16 protein-coding genes and 2 pseudogenes are annotated in these 13,865 nt (G+C 62.0%); 13 read left to right on the top strand and 5 right to left on the bottom strand.

Annotation, left to right across the window (positions count from 1 at the left end):
• Positions 1 to 171: 171 nt before the first annotated feature.
• Both ABMD26_RS15730 and ABMD26_RS15725 read left to right on the top strand, forming a co-directional pair.
• Positions 172 to 582, top strand: a complete 411-nt coding sequence (locus ABMD26_RS15730) for an HPF/RaiA family ribosome-associated protein (protein ID WP_122742516.1) — start codon at positions 172 to 174, stop codon at positions 580 to 582.
• Between the two features lie 219 nt (positions 583 to 801).
• The gene (locus ABMD26_RS15725; RefSeq protein ID WP_134723654.1) at positions 802 to 1,137 is read left to right on the top strand and encodes a DUF3509 domain-containing protein; all 336 of its coding nucleotides are present in this window, start codon (positions 802 to 804) and stop codon (positions 1,135 to 1,137) included.
• A gap of 16 nt (positions 1,138 to 1,153) precedes the next feature.
• Here the strand turns inward: ABMD26_RS15725 and ABMD26_RS15720 are convergent.
• Positions 1,154 to 1,596, bottom strand: a pseudogene (locus ABMD26_RS15720) (phosphate-starvation-inducible protein PsiE).
• A 227-nt stretch (positions 1,597 to 1,823) separates the two neighbouring features.
• On the opposite strand from ABMD26_RS15720, the gene ABMD26_RS15715 reads away from it, so the two are divergent.
• On the top strand, positions 1,824 to 2,099 hold the full coding sequence (locus ABMD26_RS15715) for a YebG family protein (protein ID WP_049861234.1): 276 nt from the start codon (positions 1,824 to 1,826) through the stop codon (positions 2,097 to 2,099).
• 3 nt (positions 2,100 to 2,102) lie between these two features.
• Here the strand turns inward: ABMD26_RS15715 and ABMD26_RS15710 are convergent, their stop codons facing one another.
• The gene (locus ABMD26_RS15710; RefSeq protein ID WP_134723656.1) at positions 2,103 to 2,555 is read right to left on the bottom strand and encodes a flavodoxin; all 453 of its coding nucleotides are present in this window, start codon (positions 2,553 to 2,555) and stop codon (positions 2,103 to 2,105) included.
• 134 nt (positions 2,556 to 2,689) lie between these two features.
• On the opposite strand from ABMD26_RS15710, the gene ABMD26_RS15705 reads away from it, so the two are divergent.
• Together ABMD26_RS15705 and ABMD26_RS15700 are read left to right on the top strand one after the other, a co-directional pair.
• The gene (locus ABMD26_RS15705) at positions 2,690 to 3,157 is read left to right on the top strand and encodes a PAS domain-containing protein (RefSeq protein ID WP_134723657.1); all 468 of its coding nucleotides are present in this window, start codon (positions 2,690 to 2,692) and stop codon (positions 3,155 to 3,157) included.
• Between the two features lie 57 nt (positions 3,158 to 3,214).
• A complete protein-coding gene (locus ABMD26_RS15700) occupies positions 3,215 to 3,820 on the top strand; it encodes a hypothetical protein (RefSeq protein WP_134723658.1) in 606 nt (201 codons plus the stop codon).
• Between the two features lie 8 nt (positions 3,821 to 3,828).
• Here ABMD26_RS15700 and ABMD26_RS15695 read toward each other — a convergent pair whose 3' ends face one another.
• A complete protein-coding gene (locus tag ABMD26_RS15695; RefSeq protein WP_134723659.1) occupies positions 3,829 to 4,776 on the bottom strand; it encodes a MerR family transcriptional regulator in 948 nt (315 codons plus the stop codon).
• A gap of 206 nt (positions 4,777 to 4,982) precedes the next feature.
• Between ABMD26_RS15695 and ABMD26_RS15690 the strand changes: the two genes are divergently transcribed.
• The 5 genes from ABMD26_RS15690 to ABMD26_RS15670 all read left to right on the top strand — a co-directional run bounded on the left by ABMD26_RS15690 (position 4,983) and on the right by ABMD26_RS15670 (position 7,407).
• Entirely contained in the window at positions 4,983 to 5,549 is a 567-nt protein-coding gene (locus tag ABMD26_RS15690) for a putative antibiotic biosynthesis monooxygenase (RefSeq protein WP_122742521.1), read from the top strand.
• Positions 5,550 to 5,616: 67 nt separating this feature from the next.
• Positions 5,617 to 6,318: a dihydromonapterin reductase gene (gene folM / locus ABMD26_RS15685; RefSeq protein WP_134723660.1), complete on the top strand. Its 702-nt coding sequence runs from the start codon at positions 5,617 to 5,619 to the stop codon at positions 6,316 to 6,318.
• A 59-nt stretch (positions 6,319 to 6,377) separates the two neighbouring features.
• On the top strand, positions 6,378 to 6,749 hold the full coding sequence (gene folX / locus ABMD26_RS15680) for a dihydroneopterin triphosphate 2'-epimerase (RefSeq protein ID WP_049861227.1): 372 nt from the start codon (positions 6,378 to 6,380) through the stop codon (positions 6,747 to 6,749).
• Between the two features lie 27 nt (positions 6,750 to 6,776).
• Positions 6,777 to 7,073: a DUF1244 domain-containing protein gene (locus tag ABMD26_RS15675; RefSeq protein ID WP_134723661.1), complete on the top strand. Its 297-nt coding sequence runs from the start codon at positions 6,777 to 6,779 to the stop codon at positions 7,071 to 7,073.
• Positions 7,066 to 7,407, top strand: a complete 342-nt coding sequence (locus ABMD26_RS15670) for a HopJ type III effector protein (protein WP_134723662.1) — start codon at positions 7,066 to 7,068, stop codon at positions 7,405 to 7,407. Before ABMD26_RS15675 ends, ABMD26_RS15670 begins: the two co-directional genes overlap by 8 nt.
• 193 nt (positions 7,408 to 7,600) lie before the next feature.
• Here the strand turns inward: ABMD26_RS15670 and trxB are convergent.
• Positions 7,601 to 8,564 (bottom strand): annotated as a pseudogene (gene trxB / locus ABMD26_RS15665) (thioredoxin-disulfide reductase).
• A gap of 318 nt (positions 8,565 to 8,882) precedes the next feature.
• On the opposite strand from trxB, the gene cysZ reads away from it, so the two are divergent.
• Both cysZ and ABMD26_RS15655 read left to right on the top strand, forming a co-directional pair.
• Positions 8,883 to 9,611 (top strand): sulfate transporter CysZ, encoded by a 729-nt coding sequence (gene cysZ / locus ABMD26_RS15660; protein ID WP_134723663.1) that lies wholly within the window; start codon positions 8,883 to 8,885, stop codon positions 9,609 to 9,611.
• A 105-nt stretch (positions 9,612 to 9,716) separates the two neighbouring features.
• Positions 9,717 to 10,901, top strand: a complete 1,185-nt coding sequence (locus ABMD26_RS15655; protein ID WP_134723664.1) for a glycosyltransferase family 4 protein — start codon at positions 9,717 to 9,719, stop codon at positions 10,899 to 10,901.
• Positions 10,902 to 11,051: 150 nt separating this feature from the next.
• Here the strand turns inward: ABMD26_RS15655 and ABMD26_RS15650 are convergent, their stop codons facing one another.
• Entirely contained in the window at positions 11,052 to 11,537 is a 486-nt protein-coding gene (locus ABMD26_RS15650) for an FKBP-type peptidyl-prolyl cis-trans isomerase (protein ID WP_049861221.1), read from the bottom strand.
• Positions 11,538 to 11,763: 226 nt separating this feature from the next.
• On the opposite strand from ABMD26_RS15650, the gene pta reads away from it, so the two are divergent.
• The gene (pta, locus tag ABMD26_RS15645) at positions 11,764 to 13,860 is read left to right on the top strand and encodes a phosphate acetyltransferase (RefSeq protein WP_354310591.1); all 2,097 of its coding nucleotides are present in this window, start codon (positions 11,764 to 11,766) and stop codon (positions 13,858 to 13,860) included.
• Positions 13,861 to 13,865 lie beyond the last annotated feature (5 nt).

Here is a 13,865-nt window from a genome sequence, read left to right as displayed (position 1 = left end):
CCAGAAATATCAGGCTTCGCACTTATTTCATGAAAAGTTCGGAAAAGTTACTGAATATTTATCTTCATCAAGGGGTTGAATTGTTTCTTCAACTCCCTGACCTTGTACTTCAAGAGGCGATGATAATCAGTCATCGAATCTCAAGCGAGAAAGCCGAATAAGGGATGAACTATGCAGATCCAGGTCAATAGCGATAACCATATTCAAGGCGACGCCCGCCTGCAGGAGTGGGTACGCACCGTAGTGGAAGGCGCAGTCGAGCATTTCCAGGAAGACCTCACCCGCGTGGAGGTCCATCTGGCCGACGAAAATGGCCAGAAATCCGGTCCAGACGACATGCGCTGCCAGATGGAAGCACGGCCAAAGGGGCATCAGCCCATCTCCGTGACCCACAAGGCAGAAACGCTGGAGCTGGCGATCGACGGCGCTGCCGAGAAGCTCAGCCATGCCTTGGAGCATTTGTTCGGCAGGCTGCGCAATAAGCGTGCAGCCAACACGCAGACCATCCCCGACGGCCCGAACGAAGCGCTGCTCGAAGAGGAGTTTCTGGAAAACGAGCAGGTGCTCAACAGCAAGTCCTGAGCCCTGAACTAAGGAAAAAGGCGAGCCCCGAGCTCGCCTTTTTTATTGCCTGCAAATAAGTTCTCCGATCCGGGCACGGCGATTGCTACATCAAAAGGCAGCGAAGTAAGGAGCGGTTACATATAGCAAAGGATGAAGTATGAAGCCGACCAGCGGTCTGGAACCAGCAACTAATCGTCCAGTCCATTAACAAAGTTCGACTATGACAGGTAGTACCTCATGGATAATCCATTCCAAGCCCTGAGCGACGCGTTCCAGCCCGAATATCGCGTCAATTTGAGCATCCAGCGCCTGGATGGCAGCATCATGCTGACCCTGTCCAACGAGCGAGGTGTCGCCGCCAAACGGATGATCACCGCCGAACAGCGCAACGACCCCAAGCGCATGCACCGCTTGATCGAAAGCATCAAGTTCGGCATGGCCATCGAGCAAGGCGGTAGCGCCATGCAGATGCTGGCGGCAATGACCGATGCCGGCAACGTCGACAAGCTGGGCAGCAAGCCAGCTCTTCATGCTGCCACCGCGCAGGCCGCACCGGTGTCCGCCAGCCTCTGATAGGCCGTTGCTCGGCCTAGCTGTCCGATTTTTCCTTCACCGACGGATAGCGCGATGACGCGTAGCGCACTACAAGGATGGCGAACGCCAGGAGCAGGATTCCGCCGCACAGGTAGATGATGCCCACATCCGGTGCATTGTGGTGCGAGACATCGCCGATCAGCAGGCGTGTCAGCGCGGTGATGGCCACATACAGCAGAAAGCGGATGGGCATGTGGTTGGTCTTGAAATAGATCCCCACCATCGCACCCAGCTCCAGGTAGATGAACAGCAAGAGGATGTCATCCACGCTCACGCTGCCCTTCTCCACCATTCCCAGAAAAGCACTGACCGCCGCGCCCAGGCGGTGATGGCACCGATCCCGAACAGTGCCAGGTAGTGGAAAGACTCCACGCACAGATTGCCCAGCGAATCGGCCTGAGCGTGCAGGGTCCCCCGAAGCTTTTCAGCCCATTTCATTGCCTGTGTTCCTTATGCGAACCGATTGAGAGCGGCGCCCGAACGCCTATGCTCGTTTAGCGCATGCAGCATAAGGGCCAGCCCCGGCTGATGAGAAGCAGCCAGACTGTCGCAGGGCACCTCGTCGGCACGGCTGTTCAAGCGCCAAGATTTGCCTTATGCTTTGCACTGTATAAACGAACAGTAGTTGTACTGAACCAAATTCCCCTAGGCATATGAGGTGGTCAATGGCCGTCGAAGTGGTATACCGCAGCAGCCGAGATCTGGAGCGCCTGTTTATGGACAAAGCTGAAGCCGATCGTCACGACAAAATGCTCGAACTGGCCGAGCTGCTCGCAGACGTCCTGAAGAAAGCCGTGCCGTCGCTCGACGACAAGCAGGTCGAAGACGCCGGGATCTACATGGCGAAAAACCGCGACATCTTCGCCAAGGCGTTCAAGAGCCAGCCCGATGCATTGAACGAGCTGCTCACAGCTACGGCCGACAGCGCCGAGCAGGACTGATGGTCAGCTGCGCAGCGCTTCCACGAACTGCGCCAGCCAGGGTTCTGCATCGGTTTCCGGGTTGACGGTTTCGCTGGCGTCCAGGCGCAGCATGCCCTGCACTTCATGGATGCCCAGTTCGGCGAACAGCTCGCGCATCTGCTCGCCACCGCCGCAATAGAGGTCGTAGCTGGAGTCGCCCAGTGCAATGACGCCACCGGGCAATCCGCGCAATGCCGCCGGCAGCTCGTCGCGCAGCTGAGCGTACAGCGGCATGATGTTGTCCGGCAGTTCCCCCATTCCAGTGGTCGATGTCACCGCCAGCAGCGCCTGGGGTGCGAACGCCAGAATCTCCTGCACAGTGGCCCTGGGGTTGTGCCAGGCCTGGATATCCTGTCGCTTGAGCAGCTGTTCGGCATGCCGGGCGACGTCCTCGGCCGCGCCATAGACCGAACCGCTGAGGATGGCAACTTTCATGATGACTGTCTCGAACCATTCAAAGGCATGATCTTAACAGCCCGTTCGCGCATTGAAAGGCAAGATCTGACGTGCTGGGACCCCTCACGCGGCCCGTATGAATTAGACTAGGCTGCACGGTAGGGAACTCTCACATGATCAATGCGAAGCTGCTGCAACGGGTGATCGATGCGTCCAACGACGGCATCGTCGTCGCCGAACAGGAAGGCGAGGACAATATCCTCATCTACGTCAATCCGGCCTTCGAACGCATGACCGGCTATAGCTCGCTGGAAATGCTCTATCAGGACTGCCGATTGCTGCAGGGTGACGATCGTGACCAGCCGGCCCGCCGGCGCGTGCGCGAAGCGATCGATCAGGGCGTGGCGTGCCGCGAGGTGCTGCGCAACCATCGCAAGGATGGCAGCTGTTTCTGGAATGAGCTGTCGATCACGCCAGTCCATAACGAAAGCGACCAACTGATGTATTACATCGGGATCCAGAAGGATGTCAGTCGCGAGGTCGCGGCGCAGCAGCGCATCGTCGAACTGGAGCAACAGGTGGCGGCGTTGCAACGACGCGTCGCCGAGCTCGAACCCCCTGCCCCCTCGAGTCCGGCGTGACGACGATGAACATTTTTCGAGGCTGCGTCGAATCCCCATTCACCACGAGTGTGCGCCATGCCGCCTGATGTTCTGCTGACCCAGGACGAGCTGGATTTCCTGCGAGCCATGCAGGCCAATCCGCAGCTCAACGTGCGCGACACCTTTCTCAATGTTTCAGTGAAGGGTGGGCCGCAGGTGCGCGAGCTGCTGATGCGCCTGGCCTCCCATGAGCAAGTCACCATCGAGGCGCACCTGGAGAATCAGCAGATCAGTTTTCCGCTGCAGGTCGTGGAGGACGATTTCCAGGCGGCCCATCTGGAACTGGGGGCGCCGAGCATCTATGAAGACGGGCCGATGCTGCGCCCCTGGCGGTTGAGTCTGGCCGAACCGATCGTGCTGCGCGACGGCGAAGGGCGTGACAGCCACTTCTGGGTCCGTGACATTTCCTTCAAGGGCGCCTTGCTCGAGGCGCGCGATGGGGCGAAGGCACCGACCCAGTTCCAGCTGTGGTTCACCCCTGAAGGCTGCGCGCCGATTCCGTTACGCGGCTCGATGATTCGCGAGGCCGAGCATGGCCTGTTCGCCTACCGCCTCAGCCAGAGCGACGCCCGGGCGATCGAGTCGCTGCGTCAGTTCATCCTGCAGCAGCACCGCCTGGTTCATCCGCAACTCCACACCTGAGGATCGAATCAACTGTCCAGATGGCCCGCCAGGTACTGCTGCAGACGCCGCTGCATCAGGCGTCCATCGCTGCCCAAACACACGATTTCCGGAGACTGAAGGCTTTCCTGGACCGTTTCGGACAGCTCACCGGCCAATAGCAGCGGGCAACTCAAGGCGTTGTTCAATCGCTTCAACTGCCGGATCAGCGCCGGCACCGGCGGGCGGTTGGAAAAAAGCACGAGCGCCTGGGGTGCGAGTTTTTCGCAGACCAGGCTCAGCTCTTCGAGCGGCTGGCCCAAGCCCAGCAACTGCACGTCCACTTGCGGTCCGCCCAACAGCAGGCCGGTCACCTGAAGCTCGAGTTCGCGGCACTGATCGGGTATGGCCACCAGCACCACCCGGCTGTCCTGTCCCTGATCGGCAGTCAAGCGCAGGCGTTGCAAGGTGCGCGCGCGCAGGAATGTATCGAGGAAGATCCACTCGCTGGCCTGGCCGAAGTGGCCCTGGTGCACGAGCAGCTCCTGCCACACCGGCATCAGCACCTGCTCGAAGGCCACGGCCAGCGGGTAACTGGAGAACACCTGACCGTAGACCTGATCGAGCTTGGGTTCGGCGAATTCGCGCACGCATTGTCGGACCCGCTCCTGCCATTGCTGCCATTCACCCTGCTCGTCGCGGGCGCTGGGCGGTGGTGCTTCGGTCTGCTGGGTACGGGCGAGAATCTTGCCGACCTTGCTCACCGCCACCCCGCGCTCGATCCAGCCCAGGATGCTGCGCACCTCCTCGATATCGGCCAAGGAGTACAAGCGGTGCCCGCTTTCGGTGCGGGTTGGCTGCACCAGGCCATAGCGACGCTCCCAGGCACGCAACGTGACGGGATTGATCCCGGTCAGTCGCGCCACCTCGCGAATGGGGTACAGCTCGTCCAGCGCTGGGTCTTGCACGCCAGGCAATCGGGTGCCGGATTCGCTCATTGCTAGTCAACCGCTGCCAGGAACAGGAATCGACAGTGTAACCGCTGTGGGTACATAGAGGTTTGCGGATGATCCAACGGACGGTAGATGTGCAACCGACCGTTTTCGGGAATAATACTTGCTTGATTTCAAATGCAGCCCACCACCCCGGCGCTGCATTCGATGGAGGCTCCTACCCGGAGCACCAGACTGTCTGGAGATACACAATGTCTACCTCCCCCGTTACCTTGATGGTCGCGCGCCGCGTGGCCGATGGCAAATATCAGGATCTGATCGCCTGGCTGCATGAAGGCGAACAGCTTGCCACCGACTTTCCGGGCTACCTGGGTTCTGGCGTTCTGGCCCCTGCGCCAGGCGACGACGAATTCCAGATCATCTTCCGCTTCGCCGACGAAACCACCCTGCATGCCTGGGAGCATTCGGCTTCCCGTCGTTCGTGGCTGGGCCGTGGCAGCGACCTGTTCGCCCAACCCCATGTGCACCGCGTCAGCGGCACCGAAGGCTGGTTCGGCGACAGCGGCCTGCAGCGTCCACCGCGCTGGAAGCAGGCCGTGGCCATCTGGCTGGCGTTCTTTCCGGTATCGTTGATCTTCAACTTCCTGTTCGGTCACGTGCTGAACGAGATCAGCCTGGTGCCCAGAATCATGCTCAGCACCCTGGCCCTGACTCCGATCATGGTGTTTTTCTTCATTCCCTTGTCGACGCGCCTGTTGCGCACCTGGTTGCACGCCACCCCGGCCCGCGCGCCGCTGCCCAAGGCCAAGGTGGCCTGATCGGCCGGCCCTGCTGCGCTTTGTGGTATAAATCAGCGCAGCAACCTGCCGACGAAGAGCCCGCCACATGCCCCACCCGATCCTCATCACCGGTGCGAGCCAGCGCATCGGCCTGCACTGCGCAGAACGCCTGTTGGGCGAAGGCCAGCCGGTCATCATCAGCTACCGTCAGGAGCGCGAAACCGTCGCTCACCTGCGCGAGATGGGCGCGGTCACCATCCATGCCGACTTCGGCAGCGAGGCCGGCATTCTGGCATTCATCGATGCGCTCAAGGCGCAGACCTCGCAGCTGCGCGCCATCGTTCACAATGCCTCGGCCTGGATCGCGGACAGCGCGGGAGACGAAGCGGCTGCGTTCCAGCAGATGGTCAACGTGCACATGCTGGCGCCCTACCTGATCAACCTGCACTGCGCCGACCTGCTGCGCGCCTCGAACCCGGCCGACATCGTCCACATCAGCGACGACGTGACGCGCAAGGGCAGCGCCAAGCACATGGCCTATTGCGCCAGCAAGGCGGGCCTGGACAACCTGACCCTGTCGTTCGCCGCGCGCTTCGCCCCGGCGATCAAGGTCAATGGCATTGCCCCGGCGCTGATCCTGTTCAACCCGGACGACGACGCCGACTATCGCTACAAGTCGCTGGCCAAATCGGCGCTGGGCATCGAGCCCGGTGCCGAGGTCATCTACCAGAGCCTGCGCTACCTGCTGGAAAACCCCTACGTCACGGGCACCACCTTGACCGTCAACGGCGGCAGGCACGTAAAATAGCGCTTGCCTGGCAGCCCGGACACGGCGCTGACCCCGAACATTCTGCGGAGCACACAACGATGGCACCACTGCAGCCAGGAATGGCACGTATCCGGGTCAAGGACCTGCGCTTGCGCACCTTCATCGGTATCAACGAAGACGAAATCGTCAACAAACAGGACGTGCTGATCAACCTCACCGTCCTGTACCCGGCACTCGAAGCGGTGCGCGACAACGATATCGAGCACGCCCTGAACTACCGCACCATTACCAAGGCGGTGATCCAGCACGTGGAGGGTAATCGTTTCGCCCTGCTCGAACGCCTGACCCAGGAAATTCTCGACCTGGTCATGCAGAACACCGCCGTGCGCTATGCCGAAGTGGAAGTCGACAAGCCCCATGCGCTGCGCTTCGCCGAATCGGTTTCGATTACCCTCGCTGGCAGCCGTTGACCGGTTGCCGCCCAGCTGGAGAGCGACATGAACGAACAGCAACGCCTGGAACTGGAAGCCGCAGCCTTCCGCCGTCTGGTCAAGCACCTGGACGAGCGCAAGGATGTGCAGAACATCGACTTGATGAACCTGGCCGGGTTCTGCCGCAACTGCCTGTCCAAATGGTACAAGGCGGCAGCCGACGAGCAGCAGGTCGAGGTCAGCCTCGACGAGGCCCGCGAAGTGGTCTACGGCATGCCGTACGCGCAGTGGAAGGCTCAGTACCAGCAGGAAGCCAACGCCGAACAGCAGGCGGCCTTCGCCAAGGGGACGCCCAATGCATGATGTGAAGGCGCTGCGCACCAGCCTGGCCAGCGGCGAACATCAGTTCGCAACGACACTGGCGTTCGTTGCCGAGCACTATGCCTATACACCGCAGGCCTTCCGCAACGGTGCTCTGGACAATGCGGCCGGTCAGAATGAAGGCTCGTGCAAGACGTTGGGCCTGGCCCTGCTGGAAGGGCTGAGCGATGAAGAGGCATTGCTGGCGTTCGGCGAACACTACCGCTCGGTGGTGGCGACGCCCGACGGCAGCGATCACGGCAATATCCGCAACCTGATCGAGCATGGCCTGGCAGGGGTGACGTTCTCCGAACTGCCGTTGGCACGCCTGGGCTGATCGACAGGCATGAAAAAACCGACCTTGTGAGGTCGGTTTTTTTTGTGTCTGGCTCAAGGGCCTCTTCGGCGGGTAGAACCCGCTCCCACAGGGTTCGGTCCATCACCCTTTGTAGCTGGAAACAACTGACACAGGCGACGCGTTCCACTGTGGGAGCGGGTTCTACCCGCGAAGGCCGCGCCGCGGTTCCGGCTTAGAACGAAGCGTTGGCCAGCCCATCCAGATAGCGCTCCACATCCAGCGCCGCCATGCAGCCAGCACCGGCCGAAGTAATTGCCTGACGGTATACATGGTCGGCCACGTCACCGGCTGCGAATACACCCTCGACGCTGGTGGCAGTCGCGTTGCCTTCACGGCCACCCTGCACCACCATGTAGCCGTCCTTGAGGGCCAACTGGCCTTCGAACAGCGAGGTGTTCGGCGTATGGCCGATGGCGATGAACACGCCATCGACTTTAAGCTCTTCGGCAATGCCATCATTATTGCGCAAGCGCGCACCGGTCACACCCATGTTGTCGCCCAGCACTTCTTCCAGGGTAGCGTTGAGCTTGAGCTCGATCTTGCCTTCCGCCACACGGGCATGCAGCTTGTCGATCAGAATCTTCTCTGCACGGAAGGTATCGCGACGGTGCACCAAGGTGACCTTGCTGGCGATGTTGGCCAGGTACAGGGCTTCCTCGACCGCAGTGTTGCCGCCGCCGACCACCGCAACTTCGCGGTTGCGGTAGAAGAAGCCATCGCAGGTCGCGCAGGCCGAAACACCCTTGCCCATGAACGCTTCTTCCGACGGCAGGCCCAGGTAGCGTGCGCTGGCGCCAGTGGCGATGATCAGCGCATCGCAGGTGTAGGTCGCGCTGTCGCCCGTCAGGGTGAACGGCTTGGCGGCGAAGTCCACTGCGTTGATGTGATCGAAGACGATCTCGGTTTCAAAACGCTCGGCATGCTCGCGCATGCGCTCCATCAGGGCCGGCCCGGTCAGACCATGGGGGTCGCCCGGCCAGTTGTCGACTTCAGTGGTGGTGGTCAGCTGGCCGCCTGCCTGCATGCCGGTGATCAGCAACGGCTTGAGGGTTGGCGCGGGCAGCGTAGACGGCGGCGCTGTAACCGGCAGGGCCGGAACCCAGGATGATCACGCGGGAATGACGAACTTGAGACATGACTAGCTCCTGACTGCCGGACGTTGAAGCCGATCCGGTACGGCTGGAATAAAAAGGACTGGCAAGACACCTTGGGGAAGGTTCAATGCCGCCAGCCCGTAAACTTCAAAAGGAAGGGTTGAAAATCGAATGCGCCAAGCTTAACGACGTAGGCCCGATTAGGGAAATACCCTTTGGCAATCCGATCCATAGCCCTCTTCTATGCGGACATCTTCGACTGGCGAGGATCGCGTCAGGTTGTTACCAGCCATTGCCGTAGTTCCCGCGCCCGTGCAAAGCCGGTACTGTCAGCACGTTTTCATTGTCCTGGAGTTGTCCATGCCTGTCCCTGCACTGTCCGGCCCGCAATACCTGCGCGAAGGCCTGAAAATGGTCTTGTCTCCCGGGCTGCGTTTGTTCGTGCTGCTGCCACTGGGTATCAACCTGGTGTTGTTCGTGGGCTTGATCTACTTCGCTGGGCACCTGTTCAGCGGTTGGGTCGATCACTTGATCCAGAGCCTGCCGCACTGGCTGGGCTTCCTCAGCTTCATCCTCTGGCCGCTGTTCGCCGTGCTGGTGGCGTTCATGGTGTTTTTCAGCTTCACCATGCTGGCCAATATCATCGCCGCCCCCTTCAACGGGTTCCTGTCGGAAAAGGTCGAGGTGGTGGCGCGGGGCAAGGATGAGTTTCCGCCCTTTCGCTGGGCCGAGCTGCTCGAAATGATTCCGCGCACACTGGCCCGCGAAGCCCGCAAGCTCGGGTATTTCCTGCCCCGTGCGCTGGCGCTGTTCGTCCTGTCGTTCATCCCCATGCTGAACATCATCGCCGCGCCTCTGTGGCTACTGTTCGGTGTGTGGATGATGGCGATCCAATACATCGACTACCCCGCCGACAACCACAAGATCAGCTGGCAGGACATGCTCGCCTGGCTACGCCAGAAGCGCTGGCGCAGCCTGAGTTTCGGCGGCATCGTGTACCTGGCGCTGCTGATTCCGGGGGTCAACGTCCTGATGATGCCGGCCGCAGTGGCAGGGGCGACGTTGTTCTGGGTGCGTGAGCGGGGATGAGTCTTTGCGGTGCGACCGATCACGGCTCGCACCGCTGGTGATGGCGTCACGAATTCCTCACGAATGCGCCACACCAACGCAATACAACCCTTCGAAACTGTCTGAATGACAGCGCTCCCACTCCATATCACCCTCATCACCGAAACCTTCACCCCCGAGATCAACGGGCTTGCCAGCACGCTCGACCATTTGTGCCAGGGATTGCGCGGCCGTGGCCACCATGTGCATGTGGTGCGGCCACGGCAAGTGCAGGACAGTGCGCCGGACGAGGATGTGATGCTGTGTCGCGGCTGGCCGATTCCTGGTTACCCGGGGCTGCAGTGGGGCGAGTCGTCCATGGGGCGGCTGGTGCGGCGCTGGCGGTCGAGGCGGCCCGATGTGGTGTATGTCGCGACGCCCGGGCCGTTGGGCTTGAGCGCGCTGCGTGCCGCCCGACGGTTGGGTGTCCCGGTGGTCAGCGGCTTTCACACCAACTTCCAGCAATACGCCGCGCACTGCGGGCTGGGACTGCTGGCACGTCTGGTAACCCATTATCTACGCTGGTTTCACCGTCGCACCTGCATGACCCTGGTGCCCTGCACCAGCCAACGTCTGGAGTTGCAGCGGCGCGGCTTCGAGCGTTTGCATCTGCTGGCGCGCGGTGTCGACAGCCAGATGTTTCATCCCCGGCGGCGCAGCACGGCCGTGCGCCATCGCTGGGGGCTGAGCGAGGGCGACCTCGCTTTGCTCTATGTCGGACGTCTTGCGCAGGAGAAGAACCTGGACCTGCTCGCGCGCACGTTTGCCCACCTGCAGACGCAGCATCCGCAGCGATTGATCAGGTTGATCGTGATCGGCGATGGCAGTCGGCGCAGCGACCTGCAGCGGCAGGTGCCCGAGGCGATTTTCTGTGGGGCGTTGCGTGGCGAAGCGCTGGCGGAGCATTACGCCAGTGGCGACATCTTCGTGTTTCCCAGCCTCACCGAGACTTTCGGCAATGTGGTGCTGGAAGCGCAGGCATCGGGGCTGGCCGTGGTGGCCTACGATGAAGCCGCGGCAGCGCAGCACATTCGCCACGGCCACAGCGGCGCGCTGGCCATGCCTGGCGACGAGGCGGCCTTTCTGGAAGCCGCTGGCTGGTTGCTGGAGGACGAAGAGAACCTGCGCAGGGTCCGCCTCAACGCGCGGCGACATGCCCGACTTCAGGGTTGGGGTGCGATCGTCGAGCAGTTCGAGCAGCTGCTGACGAACGCCTGCGCGCCGATACCTTCGGCAAGCTTTGCAAGGACTGCAACGAGCCCCCAGGGCTGAACCGTACGCTGCGTGTCAGCCAGACCGCGTTGAGCCTTCGCGGCCGATGACCGCTCCTACAAGGGGCCAAAAAAAAAACAGGGGGCACGTCGCTGACGTGCCCCCTGTTTGCATCTGCGCCTGATAGCTCCAAAGAGCACCGTGCTCAGATCAATGGTGGTGACCACCTTCGCCGTGCACGTGGCCGTGCGCGACTTCTTCCTGGCTGGCGTCGCGGATGTCGACGACCTTGACCTTGAAGTGCAGGCGCTGGCCGGCCAGCGGGTGGTTGCCGTCGACGGTGACGTCGTCGCCGTCCAGGTCGCGAATGGTCACGATCTGCATCTGGCCATCGGGTGCGGAAGCGTGGAACTGCATGCCCACTTCCAGCTCGTCGACGCCTTCGAACATGCTGCGCGACAAGGTGCTGACCAGTTCGGCCGCGTACTCGCCGTAGGCATCTTCGGGCTCGATCGCCACGTCCAGGTCGTCGCCGACCTGCTTGCCTTCCAGAGCCTTTTCCAGGCCAGGAATGATGTTGCCAGCGCCCTGCAGATAAACCAGCGGCGCGCCGCCGGCGGAGCTGTCGATAACCTCACCAGCGTCGTTGGTCAGGGTGTATTCGATGGAGACAGCCTTGTTGGCGGCGATCAGCATGAGGAAGACCTTTTGCATAAGAATGTAGAACGACCAAGTGTAACCAAGGGTTGGCTTGAAAGCGAACCCACTCGGCCAGTGGATGACCCGAAGCAATCTGCCCAGCCCGTGAGGGTCTTGGCACACGCCATGAAATTATGACTGTGCACGGCGCGATTCGTTTCTACTTGCGGGCCGTGGCGTGAAGCTTGTAGCGTGCAGCCCAAAGCTCACCCGAGAAGCTCGCATGCAAACTTTCTTCATCGCGCCGACTGACTTTGGCGTAGGCCTGACCTCCATCAGCCTGGGGCTGGTAAGGACCCTGGAACGCGCCGGCCTGAAGGTCGGTTTTCTCAAGCCCATCGCTCAGCCACACCCCGGCGACCTGGGCCCGGAACGCTCGACCGAGCTGGTTGCGCGCACCCATGGCCTGCAGCCGCCCAAGCCCTTGGGCCTGGCCCACGTCGAGCGCATGCTGGGCGATGGGCAGCTCGACGAGCTGCTCGAAGAGATCCTGACGCTTTATCAGCAAGCCTGCGCCGGCAACGACGTGGTCATCGTCGAAGGCATGGTGCCGACCCGCAACGCCAGTTATGCCGCCAGGGTCAACCAGCACCTGGCGAAAAGCCTGGATGCCGATGTGGTGCTGGTGTCGAGTGCCGAAAACGAGGTGCTTGCCGAGCTCTCCGGCCGCGTCGAGTTGCAGGCGCAGTTGTTCGGCGGCCCACGCGACCCGAAGGTTCTGGGCGTCATCCTCAACAAGGTGCGTACCGATGAAGGCATGGAGGTGTTCGCCGCGCGCCTCAAGGAGCACTCGCCCCTGCTGCGTAGCGGTGATTTTCGCCTGCTCGGCTGCATCCCCTACCAGGCCGACCTGAACGCGCCGCGCACCCGTGACGTGGCCGAACTGCTCGGCGCCCAGGTGATCAACGCCGGTGACTACGAGCAGCGGCGGATGAACAAGATCATCATCTGCGCCAGGACCGTGCTCAATACCGTGCAGTTGCTCAAGCCGGGCGTTCTCGTGGTGACCCCAGGCGATCGTGACGACATCATCCTAGCCGTGAGCCTGGCGGCCATGAACGGCATGCCTCTGGCCGGGCTGCTGCTGACCAGCGACACCCTGCCCGACCCACGCATCCTCGAACTGTGCCGGGGCGCCCTGCAGGCCGGTTTGCCGGTGCTGTCGGTGAGCACCGGTTCCTACGACACCGCCACGCGCCTGAACCAGCTGAACAAGGAAATCCCCATCGATGACCGCGAGCGTGCGGAGATCATCACCGATTTCGTTGCCGGCCACCTGGATGCCCAGTGGCTGCACCAGCGCTGCGGCACGCCGCGGGAGCTGCGGTTGTCGCCGGCCGTGTTCCGCTATCAACTGATCCAGCGCGCGCAGCAGGCCGACAAGCGCATCGTCCTGCCCGAAGGCCACGATCCGCTGACCATCCAGGCAGCGGCCATCTGCCAGACCCGCGGTATTGCCCGCTGCGTGCTGCTGGCCAAGCCCGCCGACGTGCAGGCGGTCGCCAGTGCCCAGGGCATCGAGCTGCCCGAAGGGCTGGAGATCCTCGACCCCGACCTGATTCGCGGTCGCTACGTGGAGCCGATGGTGGCACTGCGCAAGAGCAAGAGCCTCAATGCGCCCATGGCCGAGCAGCAGCTGGAAGACAACGTGGTGATCGGCACCATGATGCTGGCCCTCGATGAGGTCGACGGTCTGGTCTCGGGCATCCTCCATTCCACCGCCAACACCATCCGCCCGGCTCTGCAGTTGATCAAGACCGCACCGGGCTGCAGCCTGGTGTCGTCGGTGTTCTTCATGCTGTTTCCCGATCAGGTGCTGGTGTATGGCGACTGTGTGATGAACCCCCACCCCAGCGCTGCCGAACTGGCGGAAATCGCCCTGCAGAGCGCCGACTCCGCCGAAGCGTTCGGGATTGCCGCGCGGGTAGCGATGATCAGTTATTCCAGCGGCAACTCGGCCAGCGGCGAAGAAGTGGAGAAAGTCCGCGAGGCGACCCAGCTGGCGCAGGAAGCCCAGCGTGATCTGTTGATCGACGGCCCGCTGCAATACGACGCCGCCGCCAACGAAAACGTCGCACGCCAGCTGGCTCCGGACAGCCAGGTCGCCGGTCGCGCGACGGTGTTCGTGTTTCCCGACCTGAATACCGGCAACACCACCCACAAGGCGGTCCAGCGCAGTGCCGATTGCGTTAGCCTGGGGCCGATGCTGCAAGGGCTGCGCAAACCGGTCAACGACCTGCCGCGTGGTGCTCAGGTCGACGACATCGTCTACACCATTGCCCTGACCGCCATCCAGGCCAACCGCACCCTCGACCTCTAGGAACA

This window comes from Pseudomonas sp. PvP001 (genome assembly GCF_040546375.1).
GTDB classification, from domain to species: domain Bacteria; phylum Pseudomonadota; class Gammaproteobacteria; order Pseudomonadales; family Pseudomonadaceae; genus Aquipseudomonas; species Aquipseudomonas coleopterorum.
This window is presented reverse-complemented; position numbering and strand designations above follow the sequence as displayed.